Here is a 20,002-nt window from a genome sequence, read left to right as displayed (position 1 = left end):
CCCATGGGCAAGCTGGGCGACATGATGAACAAGGCCAAGGAGATGGCCAAGGGCCACCCCGACCAGGCGGACAAGGGCGTCTCGGGCGCCGAGCGCATGGTCGACGAGCGCACGGGCGACAAGTACGACGCCCAGACCGACAAGGCGGCCGACGCGGTGCGGCGTTCCTACCGGGACGGCGGCACGACGCCGGAGCGCTGACCCGTCGCCCCGCCCGCCCCCGGCGCACCCGGGGGCGGGCGGCTTCTGTCAGCCGGGGACGGCATCCCAGCCGGTCACGTAGCTGAAGACTCCCGCCGCCCCGACGTGCACGACCCGCACCCGCACGGCACGCGCGGGCTCCACGCGAAGGCAGACACGCAGTTCGTCCCCGCAGGGCGAGGCCCGCAAGTCCCGCAGGCCCCCGTCCGCCACGGCGAGGGCCTTCCACGCAGATTCCTTGGCGGAGAACAATGCGGTCACCGACCGGACCACGAGCAGCGGCTCCTCATCCGCACGCAGCACCAGACGGGCCGCTGCGCGGGGGAGGGGCCGCAGCTCCAGGTCACAGCCGAGGGGCGATCCCCCGTCGGCGCCGCGCGTCACGGCGACGGCGATCCCCGCACTGTGCGAGATCGACGCGGCCCGGCCCGGCGGGAACACCGGCAGGCGCCCCGACCGGGGGATCTCACCGCAGTCCAGCCCCACCGCCCACAGGGCCCGGCGGGCGGCCCGCCGGCCGGCCAGGAACTCCCGCCGCCGCTGCTCCGGCATCGAGGCCGCGGCAGCCGCCTCGGCGGGCCCGGCCGGTTCCGCACCCGGTTCGGATGCGGCCGCGACACCGAGCCCGAGTCCGGCGGCGAGAAGGAGCGGACGCAGCGCGGCCAGGTCATCGCGCACCCACGGCGACGGCTTGCCACGGTGCGGCACCTCTTCAGCCCGGCCCCACCACAGGGGTCTCCCGCAGCCCCGAACCGCCGGCACGAGCTCCGCACCGGCTCGGGCCGGCCACGGCGTCCGCGTCGTGGCCGGCCCGGGGCGCGTCGGGCGTTCACTCATCGCCGTCCGCCCTCGCGCGCCCTCATACCCGCAGCAGCTTCTTGATGATCTTGCCGGCGGGATTGCGCGGCACCTGTTCGAGGAACTCCACCCGTCGCGGCCGCTTGTACGGCGCGAGCAGCCCCGTCACGTGTGCGAGCAACTCCGCGGTGCTCGGCTCCGCGCCCGCCTCCAGGGCCACGTAGGCCAGCGGCACCTCGCCGTAGTCCTCGTCGGGCATGCCGACGACCGCCGCGTCCCGGACCGCCGGGTGGGTCATCAGGGCGCGCTCGATCTCGGAGGGGTAGACGTTCTGACCCGCGCGGATGATCACGTCCTTGGTGCGGTCCACCAGGCTGATGCGGCCCTCGTCGTCGATGAAGCCGAGGTCACCTGTCCTGATCCAGCCGTCGCGGGTGATCTCGCGGGTGGCCTCCGGGTCGTTCCAGTAGCCCTGCATGACGCCCGGCCCGCGCACCACGATCTCGCCGGTCTCGCCGGGCGGCAGTTCCCGGCCCGCCTCGTCGACAGCGCGGGCGGACATGCCCGGCACGACCCGTCCGCACGGGATGCGGGCGGTCACGTCCCCGGGCGCGGGGTGCTCGTCGGGACCGAGCGTGACGAACGGGCCCCCCACCTCGGTCATGCCGTACACCTGCCGGAAGCCGCACCCGAGCCGTTCGACCGCGTCGGCGTAGACGTCGAGCGGCATGGGGGCGGCCCCGTACAGCACCTCCCGCAGGGAGGACAGGTCGGTGTGCCCGGACGCCTTCGCCTGGAGCATGAAGCGCAGCATCTGAGGCACCAGCCACATGTGCGTGGCGCGGTGCCGCCCCACCGCCGACAGCGCCCGCTGCGGAGTGAATCCGGGCATCAGCACGATCGTCGCTCCGGCCGCCAGGTAGGTGAGGGAAACGACCATGCTGCCGTGGTACAGCGGGCAGCAGTTGACCATGACGATGTCGTCGGTAGGGCGGGCCATCACCAGCCAGCCGAGGGCGATCGCGCGGAAGGACGCGCTGTCGACCGTCACCCCCTTGGCCTGCCCGGTGGTCGCCGAGGTGTGCAGTACGGCGATGGGGTCGGTGTCGGCGACCTCCGGCAGCTCCCGCTCCTCGGCCAGGGTGCCCAGCGCCGCGAAGGCGGGCTTGTCGAAGGCGACCCGAAGACGCACCGACTTCGGCAGTTCGGCGTGGCGGTCGAGCAGTTCGGACTCGCCGAGGACGGCCACCGCGCCGACGCGCTCGACGATCCCGGCGACCTCGGGCTCGGCCAGGCTGTGATTGAGCGGCACGAACAGCGCGCCGAGGCGGGCCAGCGCGAAGTAGCTCTCCAGGACCTCGATCCGGTCCTTGGAGAGCACGGCCACCCGGTCACCCCGCCCGATACCCGACTCCGCGAGGCCGTGGGCCAGTTGCCGCGTACGGTCGTGCAGCTCGGCCCAGGTGACGCTGCGTTCGTCGTCCACCAGCGCGATCCGGCCGGGCCGGCACTGGCGGTTGCGCTCCAGCAGCTGCGTCAGCCACATCACGCACCGCCGCTCGCGCCGGCGCCCGCGCGCTCGGCCACAAAACGCTCGTAGTCACCGATCGTGCGCAGCTCCTCCATGTCCTCGGCGGTGATCTCGACCCCGAGCCGCTGCTCGACCAGCAGGACCAGGCGCACCAGGTCCCCGGAGTCGATGCCGCTGGCGGCCAGGTCGGCGTCGTCGCCGATCCGGTCGGCGTACTCGACGGTGCCGGTGAGTTCGACCAGCAACTCCCTGATGGTGCTCATGGTTTCCCCTTTCGCCTCGGCGTGCCGGCCGCCGCGGTCCACGACTGTCATCTCCTCAAGAGGCCGCCGCGCCCGGCCGCACTCCCCGGACCGCCCCGTGAGCTTTGTCACGCACCCGAACCCCGCGGGCCGGGGATAGCCGGGCCGCACGCCCGGCCTCTTATCGCAACGAAGCAACCCGCTCCGCCCGGCATCCCGCGCGGGCGGTCGCCGAACCGAAGGAGTGATGTGCGTGCCCAGGCAGCCGGTACGGGTCCGGTCCCCGCGAAGGTGCCCGCAGCACGGCACCGCCGCGACGGTCGCCGCACGTCCGGGCGGTGACCGGGAGCACGGCAGCGTGACGATGGCCGCCGCACGTCCCGCGGATGTCCGGGAGCACGGCACCGCCGCGACGGTCGCGGCACGTCCGGGCGGTGACCGGTGACCGCGTCGACCACCGCCACCACCACGGCCTCCGCCACCGCGGACGAGGCCGGCCTGCTCGCCCACTTCGACGCGCTCATCGCCGACGGCGAGACGATCGAACCGCGCGACTGGATGCCCGACGGCTACCGCCGCATGCTGGTCCGCCAGATCGCCCAGCACGCCCACTCCGAGATCATCGGCATGCAGCCCGAGGGCGCCTGGCTCACCCGAGCCCCGTCCCTGCACCGCAAGTCGGTCCTGCTCGCCAAGGTGCAGGACGAGGCGGGCCACGGCCTGTACCTGTACTCCGCGGCCGAGACACTCGGCGTGGACCGCGCCGACCTGCTGGACGCCCTGCACCACGGTCGGCAGCGCGCCTCGGCCACCTTCAACCATCCCGCGCTGACCTGGGCGGACACCGGCGCCATCGCCTGGCTGACGGACGGCGCCGCCGTCATCAACCAGGCACCCCTGTGCCGTACGTCCTACGGGCCCTACGCCCGGGCGATGCGCCGCGTCTGCCAGGAGGAGGCCTTCCACGTGCGTCAGGGCTACGACCTGATGCGCACCCTGTGCGAGGGGACCCCGGAGCAGAAGGAGATGGCGCAGGACGCGGTGAACCGCTGGTGGCTGCCGGCGGTGGCGCTGATGTTCGGACCGCCCGACACGGAGGCGGGCGGCGCCGACGCGCGGACCGCCGCGCTGGGGGCCGCGGTCTCCCGCCGCGCGATGGCCTGGGGCATCAAGCGCCACACCAACGACGAGCTGCGCCAGCGTTTCGTCGACACCTGCGTCCCGCAGGCCGAGCGCCTCGGCCTGACGCTGCCCGACCCGGCGATCCGCTGGAACGAGGAGCGCGGGCACTACGACTTCACGCCCGTCGACTGGGACACCTACCGCACGGCCCTGGGCGACGACACCCACTGGGCGCGACAGCGCATCGCGAGCCGCCTGGCCGCGCACGAGGACGGCGCCTGGGTCAGGGAGGCCGCCGTCGCGTACGCCGCGAGGACGGACGGGCCGCGGGGAGCGGCCGCGTGAGCGCGGCACGACAGGGCGCGCCGGCGTCCTGGGAGGTGTTCCTGCGCGCCCGCAGGGGCCTGGCGCACCAGCACGTGGGGTCGGTGCGTGCCGCCGGCCCGGACGCGGCACTGGCCGCCGCCCGCGACCTGTACACGCGCCGGGGCGAACCCCTGTCGCTGTGGGTGGTCCGCTCCGACGCCGTGCACACGGCCTCCCCGGACGAACGCGACCCGTACTTCGCGGGCGCCCGCCACAAGCCGTACCGCTACCCCGAGCACTACGCGCCGCTGACCGAGAAAGGCCCCGAAGGTGAGCACGACGAGTGACGTTGTGGCAGTGCGCCCCGGCACCCTGCCGGACGTGCCGCCGTCCGCCGCCCACCCCGATCTGGCCCGGTACGCGACGCGCCTCGGCGACGACGCGCTCATCCTCGGACAGCGGCTGTGCCAGTGGATCACCCGTGCGCCGACCGTCGACGAGGACCTGGCCCTGTCCAACATCGCCCTCGACCTGATCGGCCACGCCCGCGCGCTGCTCACCCGCGCCGGCCGCCTCGACGGAACCGGCCGCACCGAGGACGACCTCGCCTACACCCGCTCGGAGCGCGAGTTCACCAACGCCCTGCTGACCGAGCTGCCCAACGGCGACTTCGCCGTGACCGTGGCCCGGCAACTCGCCTACACCCACTACGCCGTCCTCCACTACGAGAACCTCGCGCACTGCGCCGACCCCGAGCTCGCCGCGTTCGGGGCCCGGGCCGCCAAGGAGGTCGCCTTCCACCGGCTGCACGCCGACCGCTGGACGGAGACGCTGGGACGAGGCACCGCCGAGAGCGCGCGCCGCATGCGACACGCCCTGGAGCGGGTGTGGCCCTACACCGGCGAACTTTTCGAGGAGGACGACCTCCTGCGCCGCCTGGCCGCGTCCGGCACCGTGCCCTCCCCGGCACCCCTGCGTGACACGTGGCTCGGGCGGGTCACTGGCGTCGTCACCGGGGCGGGCCTCGCCGTGCCCGCTCCCACCTGGTCGGCCACCGGCGGCCGCGCGGGCCTGCACACCGAGGAGTTCGGGCCACTGATCGCCGAACTGCAGTCCGTGCGGCGGCAGTTCCCCGGGGGTACCTGGTGAACGCACCCACGCCCGCACCGGTCACAGCCCGCCGCTCCGCCCAGGAGGTGCGCGAGCGGGTGGCCGCGCTCCCGGACCCGGAACTGCCGGTGATCGGCCTCGGCGACCTCGGCGTGGTGGGCCGTGTCGCCCCCGGCGCCGACGGCGCGCTGGAGGTGGAGATCACGCCCACCTACCTCGGCTGCCCCGCGCTGCCCGAGATCACCGCCGCCGTGCGGGAGGTCCTGACCTCCTGCGGCCACCCGGACGGCCGCGTCCGGCACGTCCTGTCGCCCCCCTGGACGACGGACCGCATCACCCCCGAGGGGCGAAGCGCCCTCGCCGCGCACGGCATCGCGCCACCCGTGACCCCGGCGCCCGACAGCCCGGTCCCCGTCGCGCTGGGCGCCGTGCCGTGCCCGCACTGCGGCTCGAGGGCCACCCGGCCGCACAGCGCCTTCGGCCCGGCCCGCTGCCAGTCGGTGCTGTGGTGCACCGCGTGCCGCGAGCCCTTCCCCCACCTGACCGCGTTGTGAGGCACACCGTGGACACCGCCCCGCCCGCCCTCCTCGACGAGGCACCGGCCGGCCCGCCCCGCCGCTTCGGCTGGCACCCGCTGGACGTCCGCGAGGTCCGTCACCTGAGCGCCGACACGGTCGCCGTCACCCTGCACGTGCCCGCCGGCCTGCGCGATGTCTTCGCCCACCACCCCGGCCGGCACGTCGTCGTCCGGCACCGGCAGGCCTCCGGCACCGAACTGCGCCGCAGTTACTCGCTCTGCCCACCACCGCACGCCCCCTCGGCGCTCCGCCTGGTGATAAAACGCTCCGGCCCGGGCGGCTTCGGCGAGTACGCCACCACCCGGCTCGTACCGGGCGCGCGCCTGGAACTCTCCGCGCCCACCGGCGCCTTCGCCCTGCCGCGGCTGCCGGGCGCCCATCATGTGCTCCTCGCGGGCGGCACCGGCATCACCCCCCTGGCCCCGATGGCCACCCACGCGCTGCGCCGGGACCCGACCTGCCGCGTCAGTCTGGTCCACTCGGTGCGCACCTCCGCCGACGCCGTGCTGGCCGATGAACTGGCGCAGGTCAAGGACGAGTTCGTCGACCGCTTCACCGTCCTGCACGTGCTGACGCGGGAGGACCGGGGGATCGGGGGCGGTCCGCTCGCACGGCGGCTGGACGCGTCCGGAGTGCGCCGGCTGCTGGCCGCCGTGGACGCCCGGCCGGGCCCGGACACCACGTTCGCCCTGTGCGGACCGCCCGGCCTCGTCGCCACCGCCCGGCACGTGCTGGCAGGCCTCGGCGCGGATCCCTCGCTCGTCCGCTGGGAGCTGTTCACCGCCGAGGACAGGCAGCCGCCGGAGCCGGAGCCGGTCGGGCGGGCGCCGAGGGCGGGGGAGTACCGGGTCACGGCCCTGCTCGACGGGCGCCGCCGTGCCGCCACCGTCCTGCCGGACGACCCGGTCCTGCTCGACGCACTGCTGCGCAGCCACCCCGACGTGCCCTACGCCTGCCGGGAGGGCGTCTGCGGCAGCTGCCGCGCGAAGGTCGTATCCGGACAGGTGACGGCGGACGGCCAGCACGCCCTGGACGAACGCGACCGCGCCGCCGGCTACACGCTCGTCTGCCGCGCCAGGGCCCGCACTCCCGAGATCACCCTCGACTTCGACGCCTGATCGGCCATCCCGAGCACGTTCGGCTTCGACGCCTGATCCGTCAGCGTCACGCCACCCCTCAGCGAAGGAGACCCACGATGACCGCCACCGCCCGCCACACGGGGAAGACCGCCCTGGTCACCGGAGGCAGCCGGGGCATCGGCAGAGCCATCGGCCACCGCCTCGCCCGCGAAGGCGCCCTCGTCGCGGTCCACTACGGCCACGACCTGACGGCAGCCGAGCGGACCGTCAAGGAGATCCAGGCCGACGGCGGCCGCGCCTTCCCCGTCCACGCCGAACTCGGCGTCCCCGGCGACGCCGACACCCTGTGGTCCGCCTTCGACGACGCCCTGGCGCAGCAGGACGCCCCGGCGGGCCTGGACATCCTCGTCAACAACGCGGGCATCACCGTCCCCCGCCCCATCGCCCAGGTGACGGAGGCCGACTACGACCGCGTCTTCGCCATCAACGCCAAGGCGCCGTTCTTCATCATCCAGCGCGGACTGGACCGCCTGCGGGACGGCGGCAGGATCGTCAACATCTCCTCCGTCGCGACCCGCGTCGCCTTCCCGGCGATCGTCTCCTACACCATGACCAAGGCCGCCCTCGACCACCTCACCCTCTCCCTGGCCCAGGAGCTCGGCCCGCGGGGCATCACCGTCAACGCCGTCGCACCCGGTTACACCGAGACGGAGATCAACCCCACCCTCGCCGTCCCGGAGATCCGCCGCCGCTACTCCGAGGCCTCCACGTTCGGCCGGCTCGGCGACCCGGTGGACATCGCGGACGTCGTCTCCTTCGTCGCGAGCGACGACGCCCGCTGGGTGACCGGTCAGTGGATCGACGCCTCCGGCGGCGCCCACCTCGGTGTGTGACCCCTACGCACTCCTGGGAGATGTGATGAACGACCGCACGACCACCCTTGACGCACCGGCCACCGACTCCACCCTGACCAGCCCCTTCGAGGGCGCCAGCCCCTACGACACGTATGTGCACGCCTCGGTCCTCAACACGTTGCAGCACCCGCTCACCGAGGCCCCGGACGAGATGGGCTTCCTCGTCACCACCCAGGTGATGGAGCTGTGGTTCACCCTGATCGTGCACGAGTGGCGCACCGCCAAGGTCGCCTTCGCCAAGGACGACCTGCCCGCCGCCATGGACGCGCTGGTGCGCAGCCGCCGCGCGCTGACCGCTCTGAGCGGCGCCTGGCAGCCCATCGCCGCCCTGACGCCTGCCCAGTTCAACGGCTTCAGGGCCGCGTTCGGCCGGGCCTCGGGCTTCCAGTCGGCGATGTACCGGCATATGGAGTTCCTCCTCGGCGACAAGTCCGCCGGGCTGCTGCGCGCCCACCGCGGCGACCCGGCCGTCCACGAGGCGCTCACCGAGACCTACCGCGAACCGTCCCTGTACGACGACGTGCTCGCCTACCTCCACCGCCAGGGCCTGCCGGTCCCGGCCCATGTCCGCGAACGGGACGTGATCCGCCCCTACGAGGCAGACCCCGGCGTGGTGGAGGCGTGGAGGCACGTCTACGCCGGTCCGCAGCACCACCCCCACCTCGCCCTGGGCGAACTGCTCACGGACATCGCCGAACTCGTCACCCGCTGGCGGTTCGACCACGTCCTGGTGGTCCGCCGCGCCATGGGAGCCAAACCGGGCAGCGCCGGATCCGCCGGGCTCGCCTGGCTCGAACAGCGCGCGGCCCGGCCGGTCTTCCCCGAACTGTGGGAGGTGCGCGGTGACGTCTAGGCCGATCTCCGCCTTCGCGGCCGAGGAGGAGCGACGGGTCCTGAGCCTGAAGCCGGTCCTGGCCCCGGTGCACGGCCGCTACGGCGACCACCCCCACCAGTCCTACGACGCCTGGCCGTCCGAGGACCCGGACGCCCCGCTGGTGATTCTCCTGCACGGCGGCTACTGGCGCTACGACCGGCTGCACCTGACCCCCTTCGCGGACTGGCTGTCCACGCAGGGGTTCGATGTGCTGCTCCCGGGCTTCAGACGGTCCGGCGGTGCGGGCGGTTACCCCGAGACCTTCGACGACATCGCCCGCATCGTCGACACGCTGCCCGAAGGCCGCCCCCACGTCCTGGCAGGCCACTGCTCCGGCGGCCACCTGGCCCTGTGGTGCGCCGCCCGGGGCCTGCTGCCGCCCGACTCCCGCTGGTACACCCGCACCCTGCCGACGAGTGTGCTCGCCCTCGCTCCGATCACCGACCTCACCGCCACCCGCCGCGACCGCCTCAGCGATGACGCCGCCTTGCAACTCCTGGGCGGCGAGGAGCACTTCACGGCCCGCCTGCCCGAGGTCGACCCCCTCACCCTGCTGCGCGGCACAGGGGCCACGGGCGTGCCCACCGTGCTCCTGCACGGCGCCGCGGACGAGGAGGTCCCCCTCACGCAGTTCAGCGATTACGCGGCCGTGCACCAGGACCTCAGGACGGTCGTCCTGCCCGGCACGGGCCACTACACCCTCATCGAACCCGGGGCACCTGGCGCCCGCGCGGTCGCCGACACCCTCCGGGACATGGCGGCCGCCCACTTCCCGGCGGACGCCGGCCGCGCGGACGAGGAGGCCGCACACCGATGACCACCGCACCCTCCGCAACCGCCACCCTGCACGAGCAGGCCGCACGGCTGGACGCCGACGACACCCTGGCCGGCCTCCGGGCCCGCTTCCTGCTCCCGCCGGACGTCGTGTACCTCGACGGCAACTCCCTGGGCCCGCTGCCCGCCGCCGTGCCGGCGGCCCTGGACGACGTCGTACGGCGCCAGTGGGCGACCGGCCTCATCGGCTCCTGGAACGCGGCCGGCTGGTGGGAGGCGCCGCTGCGCGTCGGCGATGCCGTCGGAAGGCTCATCGGGGCGGCGCCGGGGCAGACGATCGTGGGCGACTCCACCAGCGTGCAGCTGTTCACCGCCCTCGACGCCGCCGCCGCTCTCCGCCCGGACCGCCCGCTGCTGGTCACCGACCCCGGGCACTTCCCGACCGACCGCTACCTCGCCGACGCGGTCGCCCGCCGCCGCGACCTGGAGGTACGGCACGTGCGTCCGGGGGACCTTCCGGACTTCCTCGCCGCCGAGGGCGAACGGGTCGCCGTCGTCAGCTACTCGCCCGTCGACTACCGCACCGGCGAGCTGTACGACATGCGGACGCCGACCCGGGCCGCGCACGACGCCGGGGCCCTGGCGCTGTGGGATCTGTGCCACGCCGCCGGCGCCCTGCCCCTGGACGTCGACGGCCTGGGCGTGGACCTGGCCGTCGGCTGCGGCTACAAGTTCCTCTCCGGCGGCCCCGGCGCTCCCGCCTTCCTCTACGTCGCCCGACGCCACCACACCACGCTGGAGACCCCGTTGCCGGGCTGGACCGGCCACGCCGATCCTTTCGCCCTGACCGACTCCTACACGCCTGCCCCCGGCATCGCCCGCGCCCGCATCGGCACTCCGCCGATCCTCTCCCTGCTCGCCCTGGAAGCGGCCCTCACCGCCTTCGACGGCGTCGACCTGGCCCGGCTCCGTACCAAGAGCCTGTCGCTGACGGGCTTCTTCCTGCGCTGCGCGGACGAACTCCTGACCCCTCTGGGCTTCACCCCCGTCACCCCGGCCGAACCCGGCCGCCGCGGCAGTCAGGTCACCCTCCGCCACGCCCACGCCCGCGGCCTGGCCGTCGCCCTCGCGGAGGTCGGGGTCATCGCGGACATGCGCGCGCCCGACCTGCTCCGCTTCGGCGTCAACGCCCTCTACACCAGCCACCGGGACATGCTCACCGCCGCAACGCGCCTGCACGACCTCACCGAAAAGGCCGACTACGATCCGGCACCGCCCACCCCGGGCCCGGTGACCTGAACGGGGCGGACCGGACGTGTGGTCAACACCCTCGGCGTCGCCGCGCACGAGCGGTTCCGGTGCCGGACCGGCGCCCGGACCGACCAGGGCGCCGACCGACGTCCGCCAGGCGGGCGCTGCTCCCGCCACGGGCACGTCAGGTGGACGAGGTGCGACGGCCGACGGCGTCGGTGTCCGGACGCGTCGGCGCGAGCACGGGCGACATCGCCTCCAGGCAACCCGACTTCAGGCTCTAGAAGAAGCCAAGTTTCTGAGGGCTGTAAGAACAAAGAATGTTCTTCGTCTGCTGGTAGTGCTCCAGCATCATCCGGTGGTTCTCCCGGCCGATCCCCGACTGCTTGTAGCCGCCGAACGCGGCGTGCGCCGGGTAGGCGTGGTAGCAGTTCGTCCACACGCGCCCCGCCTGGATCGCGCGGCCCGCGCGGTACGCGGTGTTCATGTCGCGGGTCCACACCCCGGCGCCGAGGCCGTACAGCGTGTCGTTGGCGGTTTCGATCGCGTCGTCGAAGTCGTCGAAGGAGGTGACCGACACGACCGGGCCGAAGATCTCCTCCTGGAAGATCCGCATGCGGTTGTGGCCCTCGAAGATCGTGGGCTGGACGTAGTAGCCGCCCTTCAGCTCGCCCTCGTGCTCGATGCGTTCGCCGCCGGTGAGGACCTTGGCGCCCTCCTGCCGGCCGATGTCCAGGTAGGAGAGGATCTTCTCCAGCTGGTCGTTGGAGGCCTGGGCGCCGATCATCGTCCCGGTGTCCAGCGGGTGGCCCGGTGTGATCAGCTCGGTGCGGGCGACCGCGGCCTCCATGAACTCGGCGTAGTGGCCGCGCTGGATCAGCGCCCGCGACGGACACGTGCACACCTCGCCCTGGTTGAGCGCGAACATGGTGAAGCCCTCGAGCGCCTTGTCGCGGAAGTCGTCGTCCCGCGCCCAGACGTCGTCGAAGAAGATGTTCGGCGACTTGCCGCCGAGTTCCAGGGTGACCGGTTTGATGTTCTCCGAGGCGTACTGCATGATCAACCGCCCGGTGGTGGTCTCTCCGGTGAACGCCACCTTCGCCACCCGCGGGCTCGACGCGAGCGGCTTGCCCGCCTCCGCCCCGAAGCCGTTGACGACGTTCACGACACCCGGCGGCAGCAGGTCCGCGACCAGGCTCAGCCAGAAGTGGATCGAGGCCGGGGTCTGCTCGGCGGGCTTCAGGACCACCGCGTTGCCGGCGGCGAGAGCGGGGGCGAGCTTCCAGGTCGCCATCAGGATCGGGAAGTTCCACGGGATGATCTGCGCGACCACGCCCAGCGGCTCGTGGAAGTGGTACGCGACGGTGTCGTCGTCGACCTCGCCGATCGAGCCCTCCTGGGCGCGGATCGCGCCCGCGAAGTAGCGGAAGTGGTCGATGGCGAGCGGGATGTCGGCCGCCAGCGTCTCGCGCACCGGCTTGCCGTTCTCCCAGCTCTCGGCGACCGCCAGGCGTTCCAGGTTCGCCTCCATGCGGTCCGCGATCTTCAGCAGGATGCCGGAACGCTCGGTGACCGAGGTGCGGCCCCAGCCCGGGGCCGCACCGTGCGCCGCGTCGAGCGCCCGCTCCACGTCCTCCGCCGTACCGCGCGCGATCTCCGTGAACGGCTGCCCGTTCACCGGGGACGGGTTCTCGAAGTACTGCCCGCGCACCGGCGGTACGTACTCGCCGCCGATGAAGTGGTCGTAGCGCGATGCGTAGGAGACGATCGCGCCCTCGGTGCCGGGCGCCGCGTAACGGGTCATCCTGATCTGCCTCCCTCGTCGTGCGCCGCCCGCCGTCGGGCAGCTCTCCGGGAGGTTAGGGAGCGCGAGGTTGCGGGGACGTTGCGTGAGAGGCGGCGGCCCCGGAGCGGTGTCCGCCGTTCACCGGCGGGCCGTCACCACGCGCGTGGCGCGGCGAGCTCGGACTCCAGCGCGGCGAGCCGGGACAGCACCGCGGCGGTGGGCCGGACGGAGGCCAGCGCACGCCAGACGTCCAGGTCGTCCTCGCCCCACGGCGCGTGCGCCCAGTCGGCCAGGAGGTCGGGGTCACGGCAGGCGATCAACGCGGCGCGCAGGTCGTCGGCGAGCCGACGCCGGTGCCGTGCCACCGCCGGGGCCAGGGAACCGGGCAGCAGGGGGCCGGCGTACGCCGCCGCGGCCGCCGTCACGCCACCCGCCCGCAGGCGGCGCTCGACCACGGCGGCGTCGGACTCGACGGGTACCGTGAGCCGGTACGGGCGGGAGGCCAGCACGTCCGGCCCCAGCACCCGGCGCAGGCGCGCCAGTTCGGCTCGCAGGGTCACCGGGGGCACCGTCTCGTCCTCGTACAGTGCGCACAGCAGTTCGTCACCGGTCAGGCCCTCCGGGCGGTGTGCCAGCAGCACCACGATCTCGCTGTGCCGCCGGCTGAGCCGGATCCTGCCGCCGCCGTGGCTCAGCAGTGCCTCGTCATGGCCCAGCGCGGTCAGTTCGGCCGTGCCGGCGGCGGGCCGCTCCGGCGTGAGCAGCGCCGGCTGGGACTCCGCGGCACGGGCCACGGCCTGGACGAAGCCCAGGCTGTGCGGATGCGCTAGCCCGTCCCCGCCCGTGATGTCCACGGCGCCCAGCACCCGCCCGGTACGCGGATCGTGCACCGGAGCCGCCGCGCACGTCCACGGCTGGACCCGCCGGATGAAGTGCTCGGCCGCGAAGACCTGTACCGGCCGGCCGAGGGCCACCGCCGTGCCCGGCGCGTTCGTCCCCACCGCGGACTCCGCCCACCGGGCACCCGGCACGAAGTTCATCCGCTCCGCCCGCCGCCGGGCGACCGGATGCCCCTCGACCCACAGCAGCCTGCCGTGCGCGTCGCACACCGCCAGCAGATGCTCGCCGTCGGCCGCGAACGCGCCCAGGAGTTCACGGAACAGCGGCATCACCCGTGCCAGCGGGTGCTCGGCGCGGTACGCGCCGAGGTCACCGTCCATGAGCTCCACGCTCGCGGTGCCGTCCGGGCCGACACCCGCCCGGACGGACCGCCGCCACGACTCCGCCACCACGGCGCGCACGGGCCGCGACACCGTGCCCGCCTCGGTGAACGTCTCGTGCGCGCGCCGTAGCGTCCGCGCGCGCTCGACGGGATCGGCCCCAGGTTCCAGAGCCAGCCATGAATCGGTCAACTCGGCCTCCCCGGAGAGCGGTACGACGGGGACATCGTCACTCCGTGGGCGGGCTCGGACAACCACTTCGACCGGCCCGATCGCCCGAACGTGGCCGTCCGCCGCGTGTCAGGCGAAGTTGACCAGTCTGATGTACCGCGTCCAGTCCCACAGCGGTCCCGGATCCGTGTGGTCGCTGCCCGGTACCTCGTGGTGCCCGATGATGTGCGCGCGGTCCCTGGGGATGTCGTACGTGGCGCAGATCGCCGCGGTGAGCCGCGCCGACTGCTCGTACAGGGCGTCGGTGAGGTACTCCGGCCGGTCCACCCAGCCCTCGTGCTCGATGCCGATGCTGCGGGTGTTGTAGTCCCAGTTCCCGGCGTGCCAGGCGACGTCGGACTCGCGGACGCACTGCGCGACGTGCCCGTCGGCGGACCGGACGACGTAGTGGGCGGACACCCGTCTGTCCGGATCGCGGAAGATGGAGAGCGTGTCGGCGTACGTCTCCTGCGTGACGTGGACGACCACGTGATCGACGGGATAGGTGAGGGGGCGGTCCGACCGGCTGTAGTTGGACGTGCTCGCCGGCTGCCACTCGGCGGACGGGTAGTCGGCGGCGGCCCGGGGTCGTGCGGCGGCTCGCGTACCGGACAGCAGTGCGGAGGAGACGGTGGCGAGCGCGGCGCCCTGCAGGAGCCGCCGCCTGGTCGGGGGAGATGTCGTCCTTTCCGTTTCCACGGGAGGACCGCCTTTCGTGGGTGGGGGTGCGCGGGTGGGGGTGCGCGGTGCCACGGCGCGGTGCCGTGTCGCGCACGGTGGCCAACGGCGGGGCGACGGCTTGGTTGCGAGGAGCGGGGCCGAACGCCGAGGGGCGGGCAGGAGGTCGCGGCGCCCTTGTACCGCGGACACGAAGGGCTTCGCGTGAACCACCGTACGAGGGAGTCGGGTTGGGCATAAGTACGCGTCGCGGTTCGGTGGACGACCGCGATGTTGTGGACACGGCGCTCACTCGATCGAGTGAGCGCCGTGGGCTCCGGGTACTGCTCTCCGGCCCTTGCCGCTCTGCGGCTCCTGCTGCTCCTGCCGCCCGCCGCCCGACGTGGCCGGTCTCAGGCCCGCTCGGCCACCGCGGCCGCCGGATCGTCCAGGACGCCCCGGATCACGGAGTGCGCCGCGCCGAGCAGCGGTCCCTGTGGACCGAGCTCCGACACGGAAACGGGGCAGGCGGGACCGGCCGTGCGCCGGGCCAGCTCGTCCCGCAGGGACGGCAGTAGCCAGGGCGCGAGTCCGGCCAGCGCGCCGCCCAGCACCACGCCCTCGGGATCCAGCAGGTTGACCGCTCCGGTCAGCGCGATGCCGAGCGCGGTCCCCGCCTCGCGCAGGGCGCGCCGTACGGCCTCGTCGCCCTCGGCGGCGCGCCCCGCGAGCAGCCCGACACGGTCCTCGACCGGTTCCACGCCGGCCGCGCGCAGCACCGCCCTCTCGCCGGCGTACTGCTCCAGGCAGCCACGCCCCCCGCAGGGGCACTCCGGCCCGTCCGGATGCACCGGCACGTGTCCCAGCTCGCCCGCGAAGCCCCGGGTGCCGCGCAGCAGGCGGCCGTCGACGACGACGGCCGCACCGATGCCGATCTCGGCGGAGACGTGCAGGAAGTCCCGCGGGGTGCCCTCGCCGAGCCAGAGCTCGGCGAGGGCACCGAAGTTGGCCTCGTTGTCCACGGCCAGCGGGACGTCGGAGGGCAGCAGCGCGCCGAGGTCGGCGTCGTGCCAGTCGAGGTTCGGGGCGTGGACGACGGTCCGTCCGTCCCGTGCCACGAGACCCGGCACGGCCACGGCCAGCCCGGCCGGCCACAGGCCCTCCGCCTCCGCCTCCGCGGCGACCGTCCGCACCAGGCCGGTGAGCTGCTCGACCACCGGCTCCAGCGAGCGGCCGCGATTGCTGCCGTACCGCACGGCCCGCGCCCGTACCCGGCCGCGCAGGTCGACCGCGCAGACCGCGAGGTGGTCGACGCCGACCTCCGCGCCGATCCCGGCCGGGCCCTTCGCGCTGACGGCGAGCGCCGATCCGGGCCGGCCCACCCGCCCGGGACGTTCGGGCCCCAGCTCCTCCAGCAGACCCGAGCGGATGAGTTCGTCCACGAGGGACGACACGGCCGCGCGCGTCAGCCCGATCCGGGAGGCGACGGCCGCCCGTGACAGCGGCCCCTCGGCGCCGACGGTGTGCATCACCCGGGAGAGGTTGCGACGGCGCATGCCCTGCTGGGTGTCCGGCAGGGCGCGCCCGGGGCGGGCCGGACGCGCTTCGTGCGGGGGTGCGGTCATGCCTCCGTCAGTCCTCGGTCGGTACGTGTGCGGTGCTCGGTCGGTGCTCGTCGGTCCTCCGGCCGGTCCCGGCCGCCCCTGGCCACGTCGTCGTCCGCGGACGACCGGTGGACGCCTCGGCCGGGGCCCGGCGCGGAGGCCGTGCCGGGACGGCCCCGTCGGCGCGCGCCCGGAGGCGTACCGCGGGGACGGCTCGTGACGGTGTCCGTCCGTGACGCCGCCGCCCGCGCGAGCACGTCGTCAGCGGGTGCCCCCGTCCCGCTCCAGGAGCGGCGCCGAGTCGGAGACTACCCCGGCGATCCTGGTCAGCGTCGCCTCGTCCCGTTCCACGGCGTCGAGCACCGGTCCGGCGGCCGTGTCCCAGCGCCGGGCGACGGCCGCCGGATCCTCCCCGGTGAGCAGGCCGGCCGCCTGCGCCGCGGCGCCGAGCGCCACCAGTTCCCGGGCCTCGGGGATCTGGACGGGACGCCCCGAGAGACGGCGCACGGTCTGCTGCCACGCCGTCCCGCGTGCGCCGCCGCCGATCAGCAGCAGCGGCGCGGAGGGGTCCGCGTCCGCGTCGAGGACCAGGTCGAGCGCGCCGAGCAGCGAGTGGACGGCGCCGTCGTACGCGGCCTGGAGCAGCTGGCCGGCGGTCGTGTCGTGGCGCAGCCCGTACAGCAGACCGGAGGAGTGCGGCAGGTTCGGGGTGCGTTCGCCGTCCAGGTAGGGCAGGAGGGTGACGTCCGTGCCGGGTTCGACGGCCTCCCGGTCCAGGCCCAGCAGGGCCGCCACGCGGTCGACGGCGAGCGTGCAGTTCAGGGTGCAGGCCAGTGGCAGCCAGTCGCCGCGCGCGTCGGCGAAACCCGCCACGGTGCCGGTCGGATCGGCGGGCCGCCGCTGTGACACGGCGTACACCGTGCCGGAGGTGCCGAGGCTCATCACCGGCACACCGGGGCGCACTCCGAGGCCCAGCGCGGCGGCAGCGTTGTCGCCGGTGCCGCCGGCGACCAGGGTGCCCTTGGCGAACGGCAGGTCGTGGCCGTCGCGCACGGTGCCGGCCGGTTCGCCGGGCCGGACGATCCGGGGCAGCAGCGCCGGATCGAGCCCCACGCGCGCGAGGGTCTCCGCGTCGTACGACTCCGTCCCGGACGCCCACCAGCCGGTGCCGGACGCGTCACCGCGGTCGGTGGTCCCCTCGCCGGTGAGCCGCTCGGTGAGGTAGTCGTGGGGGAGGCGCACGGCCTTGACGGCGCGGACCGCCTCCGGCTCGTGCTCGGCCAGCCAGGCCCACTTGGTGACGGTGAAGGAGGCGCTGGGCACGCTGCCCGTGCGCTCCGCCCAGGCCTTGGCCCCGCCCAGTTCCTCGATCAGGCGGCGGGCCTGCGGCGCCGAGCGGACGTCGTTCCAGAGCAGGGCCGGGCGCACCGGGTCGCCCGCGGCGTCCAGCGTGACGAGGCCGTGCTGCTGTCCGCCGATCGACACGGCGGCGGCTTCGCGGGCCGCGTCGCCGCACTGGTCCAGGGCCGCGCACAGGGCGTCCCACCACTGTCGCGGGTCGCTCTCGCGGCCGGCTCCAAAGGACACGGTGTGGGGCGCCTGGCCGCCGGCGACGACCCGGCCGGTGGCCGTGTCGACGACCAGCGCCTTGGTGGACTGGGTGGACGTGTCCACGCCGACGACGAGCGGACCCTCGGCTGCTGACATCGGACTACTCCCTCTTCCGGGACGGTGCGGCTCTGTGGCTCGGTCGCGTCCGAGCCGGGGTTCTGTGCGGACCGGGTCGCCTGGGACCCGGACGCGATCCGCCGGGAGGCACCTTGTTCCCTTCCCCGGACCGCGTGTGCATACTAATTTGTAAATCGCCATGACGAAATAGTCGCCAGCGAGCAAGGAGCCGTGGAATGAACTACCAGCCCACTCCCGAGGACAAGTTCACGTTCGGTCTGTGGACGGTCGGCTGGCAGGGCCGGGATCCGTTCGGGGACGCCACCCGTCCGGCACTGGACCCCGTCGAGTCGGTGCAGCGACTGGCCGAGCTGGGCGCGTACGGCGTCACGTTCCACGACGACGACCTGATCCCGTTCGGCGCGAGCGACACGGAGCGGCAGGCCACGGTCAAGCGGTTCCGGCAGGCGCTGGACGCGACCGGCATGAAGGTGCCGATGGCGACGACGAACCTGTTCACCCACCCGGTGTTCAAGGACGGCGCCTTCACCGCGAACGACCGTGACGTGCGCCGGTACGCGCTGCGCAAGACGATCCGCAACATCGACCTCGCGGTGGAACTGGGCGCCTCGGTGTACGTGGCCTGGGGCGGCCGCGAGGGCGCGGAGTCCGGGGCCGCCAAGGACGTGCGGGACGCGCTCGACCGGATGAAGGAGGCCTTCGACCTGCTGGGCGAGTACGTCACCGGGCAGGGCTACGACATCAGGTTCGCGATCGAGCCGAAGCCGAACGAGCCGCGCGGCGACATCCTGCTGCCCACGGTGGGACACGCCCTGGCGTTCATCGAGCGGCTGGAGCGCCCCGAGCTGTACGGCGTGAACCCCGAGGTCGGGCACGAGCAGATGGCCGGCCTGAACTTCCCGCACGGCATCGCGCAGGCCCTGTGGGCGGGCAAGCTGTTCCACATCGACCTCAACGGCCAGTCCGGCATCAAGTACGACCAGGACCTCCGTTTCGGCGCCGGTGACCTGCGTGCCGCGTTCTGGCTCGTCGACCTGCTGGAGCGGGCCGGGTACGCGGGGCCGCGGCACTTCGACTTCAAGCCGCCGCGCACCGAGGACTTCGACGGGGTGTGGGCGTCGGCCGCCGGCTGCATGCGCAACTACCTCATCCTCAAGGAGCGGGCCGCCGCCTTCCGCGCCGACCCCGCCGTGCAGGAGGCCCTCGCCGCGGCCCGCCTGGACGAGCTCGCCCAGCCCACCGCCCCCGACGGGCTCAAGGGCCTCCTCGAGGACGCCACGGCCTTCGACACCTTCGACGTCGACGCCGCCGCCGCCCGCGGCATGGCCTTCGAGCAGCTCGACCAGCTCGCCATGGACCACCTCCTCGGCGCCCGCTGAACGCTCCCGGGATCCGCTCCGGCACCCACCGCGCTCCACGGGGCGGGTGCCGGAGCGGACGGCGCCAGGGCCTCGTCGTCGCTGCCCGGGCGCCTGCGAGGATGACGGACATGACACAAGAGCGTGGAGTGACGGTCGCCCCGGGCTCCGGTGAGGGCGAGTCGCTCGCCGTCGTGGCGGCGGCGATCGTGCAACGGGGGCGGCTGCTGGTCGTGAGCAAGCGGGCCGCCCCCGACGTCTTCTACCTGCCCGGAGGCAAACCCGACGCGGGCGAGACGCCGTTGGAGGCCCTGGTCCGCGAACTGGACGAGGAACTGGGCGTCGAGCCGCGGCAGCCCCGCCTGCTGGCCCGCGTCGAGTCCGTCGCGGTCCTGGAGGGAGTGCCGATGCGGCTGACGCTCTTCGAGGCGCACATCGACCGCCCGCCCCGGCCCGCGGCCGAGTTGGCGGACATGAGGTGGATCTCCGGACACGAGGACGGCATCCGGCTCGCGCCCGCGGTCACCGACCACGTCCTGCCGCTGCTCCGGCAAGCCGGTTCCCTGGCCCCGTGACGGCCGGGACGGGGCCAGGACCCGGCTCGCGGCCCGGCGGGACACAGCCCCGCCGGGCCGCGTGGCGACCGTAGGGCACCGGCGTGCCTGCCCGACGCCCGCACCGCCGCGGCGGTCACGCGC

The 20,002-nt window shown here is 74.0% G+C and carries 21 protein-coding genes; 13 read left to right on the top strand and 8 right to left on the bottom strand.

Annotated features, from left to right (window positions below):
• The first annotated feature begins 3 nt into the window (after positions 1-3).
• The gene (locus tag ACZ4V6_RS11300) at positions 4-201 is read left to right on the top strand and encodes an antitoxin (RefSeq protein WP_467825186.1); all 198 of its coding nucleotides are present in this window, start codon (positions 4-6) and stop codon (positions 199-201) included.
• A gap of 48 nt (positions 202-249) precedes the next feature.
• Here the strand turns inward: ACZ4V6_RS11300 and ACZ4V6_RS11295 are convergent, their stop codons facing one another.
• From ACZ4V6_RS11295 to ACZ4V6_RS11285, 3 genes are all read right to left on the bottom strand, one after another.
• Positions 250-879 carry a 4'-phosphopantetheinyl transferase gene (locus ACZ4V6_RS11295; protein ID WP_467825184.1) on the bottom strand — a complete coding sequence of 210 codons (630 nt, stop codon included), beginning with the start codon at positions 877-879 and terminating at the stop codon, positions 250-252.
• Positions 880-1,060: 181 nt separating this feature from the next.
• The gene (locus ACZ4V6_RS11290) at positions 1,061-2,545 is read right to left on the bottom strand and encodes a class I adenylate-forming enzyme family protein (protein ID WP_467825181.1); all 1,485 of its coding nucleotides are present in this window, start codon (positions 2,543-2,545) and stop codon (positions 1,061-1,063) included.
• Positions 2,545-2,793 (bottom strand): acyl carrier protein, encoded by a 249-nt coding sequence (locus ACZ4V6_RS11285; protein WP_077799511.1) that lies wholly within the window; start codon positions 2,791-2,793, stop codon positions 2,545-2,547. The genes ACZ4V6_RS11290 and ACZ4V6_RS11285 overlap by 1 nt, the downstream gene beginning before the upstream one ends.
• Before the next feature lie 232 nt (positions 2,794-3,025).
• On the opposite strand from ACZ4V6_RS11285, the gene ACZ4V6_RS11280 reads away from it, so the two are divergent.
• From ACZ4V6_RS11280 to ACZ4V6_RS11235, 10 genes are all read left to right on the top strand, one after another.
• Positions 3,026-3,217 carry a hypothetical protein gene (locus ACZ4V6_RS11280; RefSeq protein WP_467825178.1) on the top strand — a complete coding sequence of 64 codons (192 nt, stop codon included), beginning with the start codon at positions 3,026-3,028 and terminating at the stop codon, positions 3,215-3,217.
• Entirely contained in the window at positions 3,214-4,239 is a 1,026-nt protein-coding gene (paaA, locus tag ACZ4V6_RS11275) for a 1,2-phenylacetyl-CoA epoxidase subunit PaaA (RefSeq protein ID WP_467825175.1), read from the top strand. Before ACZ4V6_RS11280 ends, paaA begins: the two co-directional genes overlap by 4 nt.
• Positions 4,236-4,547: a 1,2-phenylacetyl-CoA epoxidase subunit PaaB gene (gene paaB, locus ACZ4V6_RS11270; protein WP_125188764.1), complete on the top strand. Its 312-nt coding sequence runs from the start codon at positions 4,236-4,238 to the stop codon at positions 4,545-4,547. The genes paaA and paaB overlap by 4 nt, the downstream gene beginning before the upstream one ends.
• 10 nt (positions 4,548-4,557) lie before the next feature.
• Entirely contained in the window at positions 4,558-5,349 is a 792-nt protein-coding gene (gene paaC / locus ACZ4V6_RS11265) for a 1,2-phenylacetyl-CoA epoxidase subunit PaaC (protein WP_467825627.1), read from the top strand.
• Positions 5,343-5,864 (top strand): 1,2-phenylacetyl-CoA epoxidase subunit PaaD, encoded by a 522-nt coding sequence (paaD, locus tag ACZ4V6_RS11260; RefSeq protein WP_467825625.1) that lies wholly within the window; start codon positions 5,343-5,345, stop codon positions 5,862-5,864. Before paaC ends, paaD begins: the two co-directional genes overlap by 7 nt.
• Before the next feature lie 8 nt (positions 5,865-5,872).
• On the top strand, positions 5,873-7,006 hold the full coding sequence (locus ACZ4V6_RS11255) for a 2Fe-2S iron-sulfur cluster-binding protein (protein WP_467825173.1): 1,134 nt from the start codon (positions 5,873-5,875) through the stop codon (positions 7,004-7,006).
• A gap of 77 nt (positions 7,007-7,083) precedes the next feature.
• Entirely contained in the window at positions 7,084-7,860 is a 777-nt protein-coding gene (locus ACZ4V6_RS11250) for an SDR family oxidoreductase (RefSeq protein WP_467825171.1), read from the top strand.
• A gap of 25 nt (positions 7,861-7,885) precedes the next feature.
• Positions 7,886-8,734: a tryptophan 2,3-dioxygenase gene (locus tag ACZ4V6_RS11245; protein ID WP_467825169.1), complete on the top strand. Its 849-nt coding sequence runs from the start codon at positions 7,886-7,888 to the stop codon at positions 8,732-8,734.
• Positions 8,724-9,572 (top strand): alpha/beta hydrolase, encoded by an 849-nt coding sequence (locus ACZ4V6_RS11240; RefSeq protein ID WP_467825166.1) that lies wholly within the window; start codon positions 8,724-8,726, stop codon positions 9,570-9,572. The genes ACZ4V6_RS11245 and ACZ4V6_RS11240 overlap by 11 nt, the downstream gene beginning before the upstream one ends.
• The gene (locus ACZ4V6_RS11235; RefSeq protein ID WP_467825163.1) at positions 9,569-10,828 is read left to right on the top strand and encodes a kynureninase; all 1,260 of its coding nucleotides are present in this window, start codon (positions 9,569-9,571) and stop codon (positions 10,826-10,828) included. The genes ACZ4V6_RS11240 and ACZ4V6_RS11235 overlap by 4 nt, the downstream gene beginning before the upstream one ends.
• Positions 10,829-11,060: 232 nt before the next feature.
• Here the strand turns inward: ACZ4V6_RS11235 and exaC are convergent, their stop codons facing one another.
• The 5 genes from exaC to xylB all read right to left on the bottom strand — a co-directional run bounded on the left by exaC (position 11,061) and on the right by xylB (position 17,964).
• Positions 11,061-12,584 (bottom strand): acetaldehyde dehydrogenase ExaC, encoded by a 1,524-nt coding sequence (gene exaC, locus ACZ4V6_RS11230; protein WP_467825160.1) that lies wholly within the window; start codon positions 12,582-12,584, stop codon positions 11,061-11,063.
• 134 nt (positions 12,585-12,718) lie between these two features.
• On the bottom strand, positions 12,719-13,978 hold the full coding sequence (locus tag ACZ4V6_RS11225; protein ID WP_467825157.1) for a GAF domain-containing protein: 1,260 nt from the start codon (positions 13,976-13,978) through the stop codon (positions 12,719-12,721).
• A gap of 108 nt (positions 13,979-14,086) precedes the next feature.
• On the bottom strand, positions 14,087-14,695 hold the full coding sequence (locus ACZ4V6_RS11220; protein ID WP_467825154.1) for an N-acetylmuramoyl-L-alanine amidase: 609 nt from the start codon (positions 14,693-14,695) through the stop codon (positions 14,087-14,089).
• A 371-nt stretch (positions 14,696-15,066) separates the two neighbouring features.
• Complete coding sequence (locus ACZ4V6_RS11215) at positions 15,067-16,278, bottom strand: ROK family protein (protein WP_467825151.1); 1,212 nt, start codon at positions 16,276-16,278, stop codon at positions 15,067-15,069.
• A 240-nt stretch (positions 16,279-16,518) separates the two neighbouring features.
• A complete protein-coding gene (xylB, locus tag ACZ4V6_RS11210) occupies positions 16,519-17,964 on the bottom strand; it encodes a xylulokinase (protein ID WP_467825149.1) in 1,446 nt (481 codons plus the stop codon).
• A 197-nt stretch (positions 17,965-18,161) separates the two neighbouring features.
• On the opposite strand from xylB, the gene xylA reads away from it, so the two are divergent.
• Both xylA and ACZ4V6_RS11200 read left to right on the top strand, forming a co-directional pair.
• Positions 18,162-19,325, top strand: coding sequence for a xylose isomerase (gene xylA / locus ACZ4V6_RS11205; RefSeq protein WP_467825147.1), 1,164 nt, complete (start codon positions 18,162-18,164; stop codon positions 19,323-19,325).
• A 110-nt stretch (positions 19,326-19,435) separates the two neighbouring features.
• Complete coding sequence (locus ACZ4V6_RS11200) at positions 19,436-19,879, top strand: NUDIX hydrolase (RefSeq protein ID WP_467825144.1); 444 nt, start codon at positions 19,436-19,438, stop codon at positions 19,877-19,879.
• The last annotated feature ends 123 nt before the right edge of the window (positions 19,880-20,002 follow it).

Source organism: Streptomyces sp. NPDC029152, assembly GCF_055564355.1.
The sequence above is the reverse complement of the archived record's forward strand: the minus strand, read 5'-3'. Positions and strand labels throughout refer to the sequence as shown.

Bases quoted from the DNA above. Each gene is read 5' to 3' on its own strand.
- ACZ4V6_RS11300 (WP_467825186.1), top strand. From the start codon at position 4: ATGGGCAAGCTGGGCGACATGATGAACAAGGCCAAGGAGATGGCCAAG.
- ACZ4V6_RS11290 (WP_467825181.1), bottom strand. From the start codon at position 2,545: ATGTGGCTGACGCAGCTGCTGGAGCGCAACCGCCAGTGCCGGCCCGGC.
- ACZ4V6_RS11285 (WP_077799511.1), bottom strand. From the start codon at position 2,793: ATGAGCACCATCAGGGAGTTGCTGGTCGAACTCACCGGCACCGTCGAG.
- ACZ4V6_RS11250 (WP_467825171.1), top strand. From the start codon at position 7,084: ATGACCGCCACCGCCCGCCACACGGGGAAGACCGCCCTGGTCACCGGA.
- ACZ4V6_RS11245 (WP_467825169.1), top strand. From the start codon at position 7,886: ATGAACGACCGCACGACCACCCTTGACGCACCGGCCACCGACTCCACC.
- ACZ4V6_RS11235 (WP_467825163.1), top strand. From the start codon at position 9,569: ATGACCACCGCACCCTCCGCAACCGCCACCCTGCACGAGCAGGCCGCA.
- exaC (WP_467825160.1), bottom strand. From the start codon at position 12,584: ATGACCCGTTACGCGGCGCCCGGCACCGAGGGCGCGATCGTCTCCTAC.
- ACZ4V6_RS11215 (WP_467825151.1), bottom strand. From the start codon at position 16,278: ATGACCGCACCCCCGCACGAAGCGCGTCCGGCCCGCCCCGGGCGCGCC.
- xylB (WP_467825149.1), bottom strand. From the start codon at position 17,964: ATGTCAGCAGCCGAGGGTCCGCTCGTCGTCGGCGTGGACACGTCCACC.
- xylA (WP_467825147.1), top strand. From the start codon at position 18,162: ATGAACTACCAGCCCACTCCCGAGGACAAGTTCACGTTCGGTCTGTGG.
- ACZ4V6_RS11200 (WP_467825144.1), top strand. From the start codon at position 19,436: ATGACACAAGAGCGTGGAGTGACGGTCGCCCCGGGCTCCGGTGAGGGC.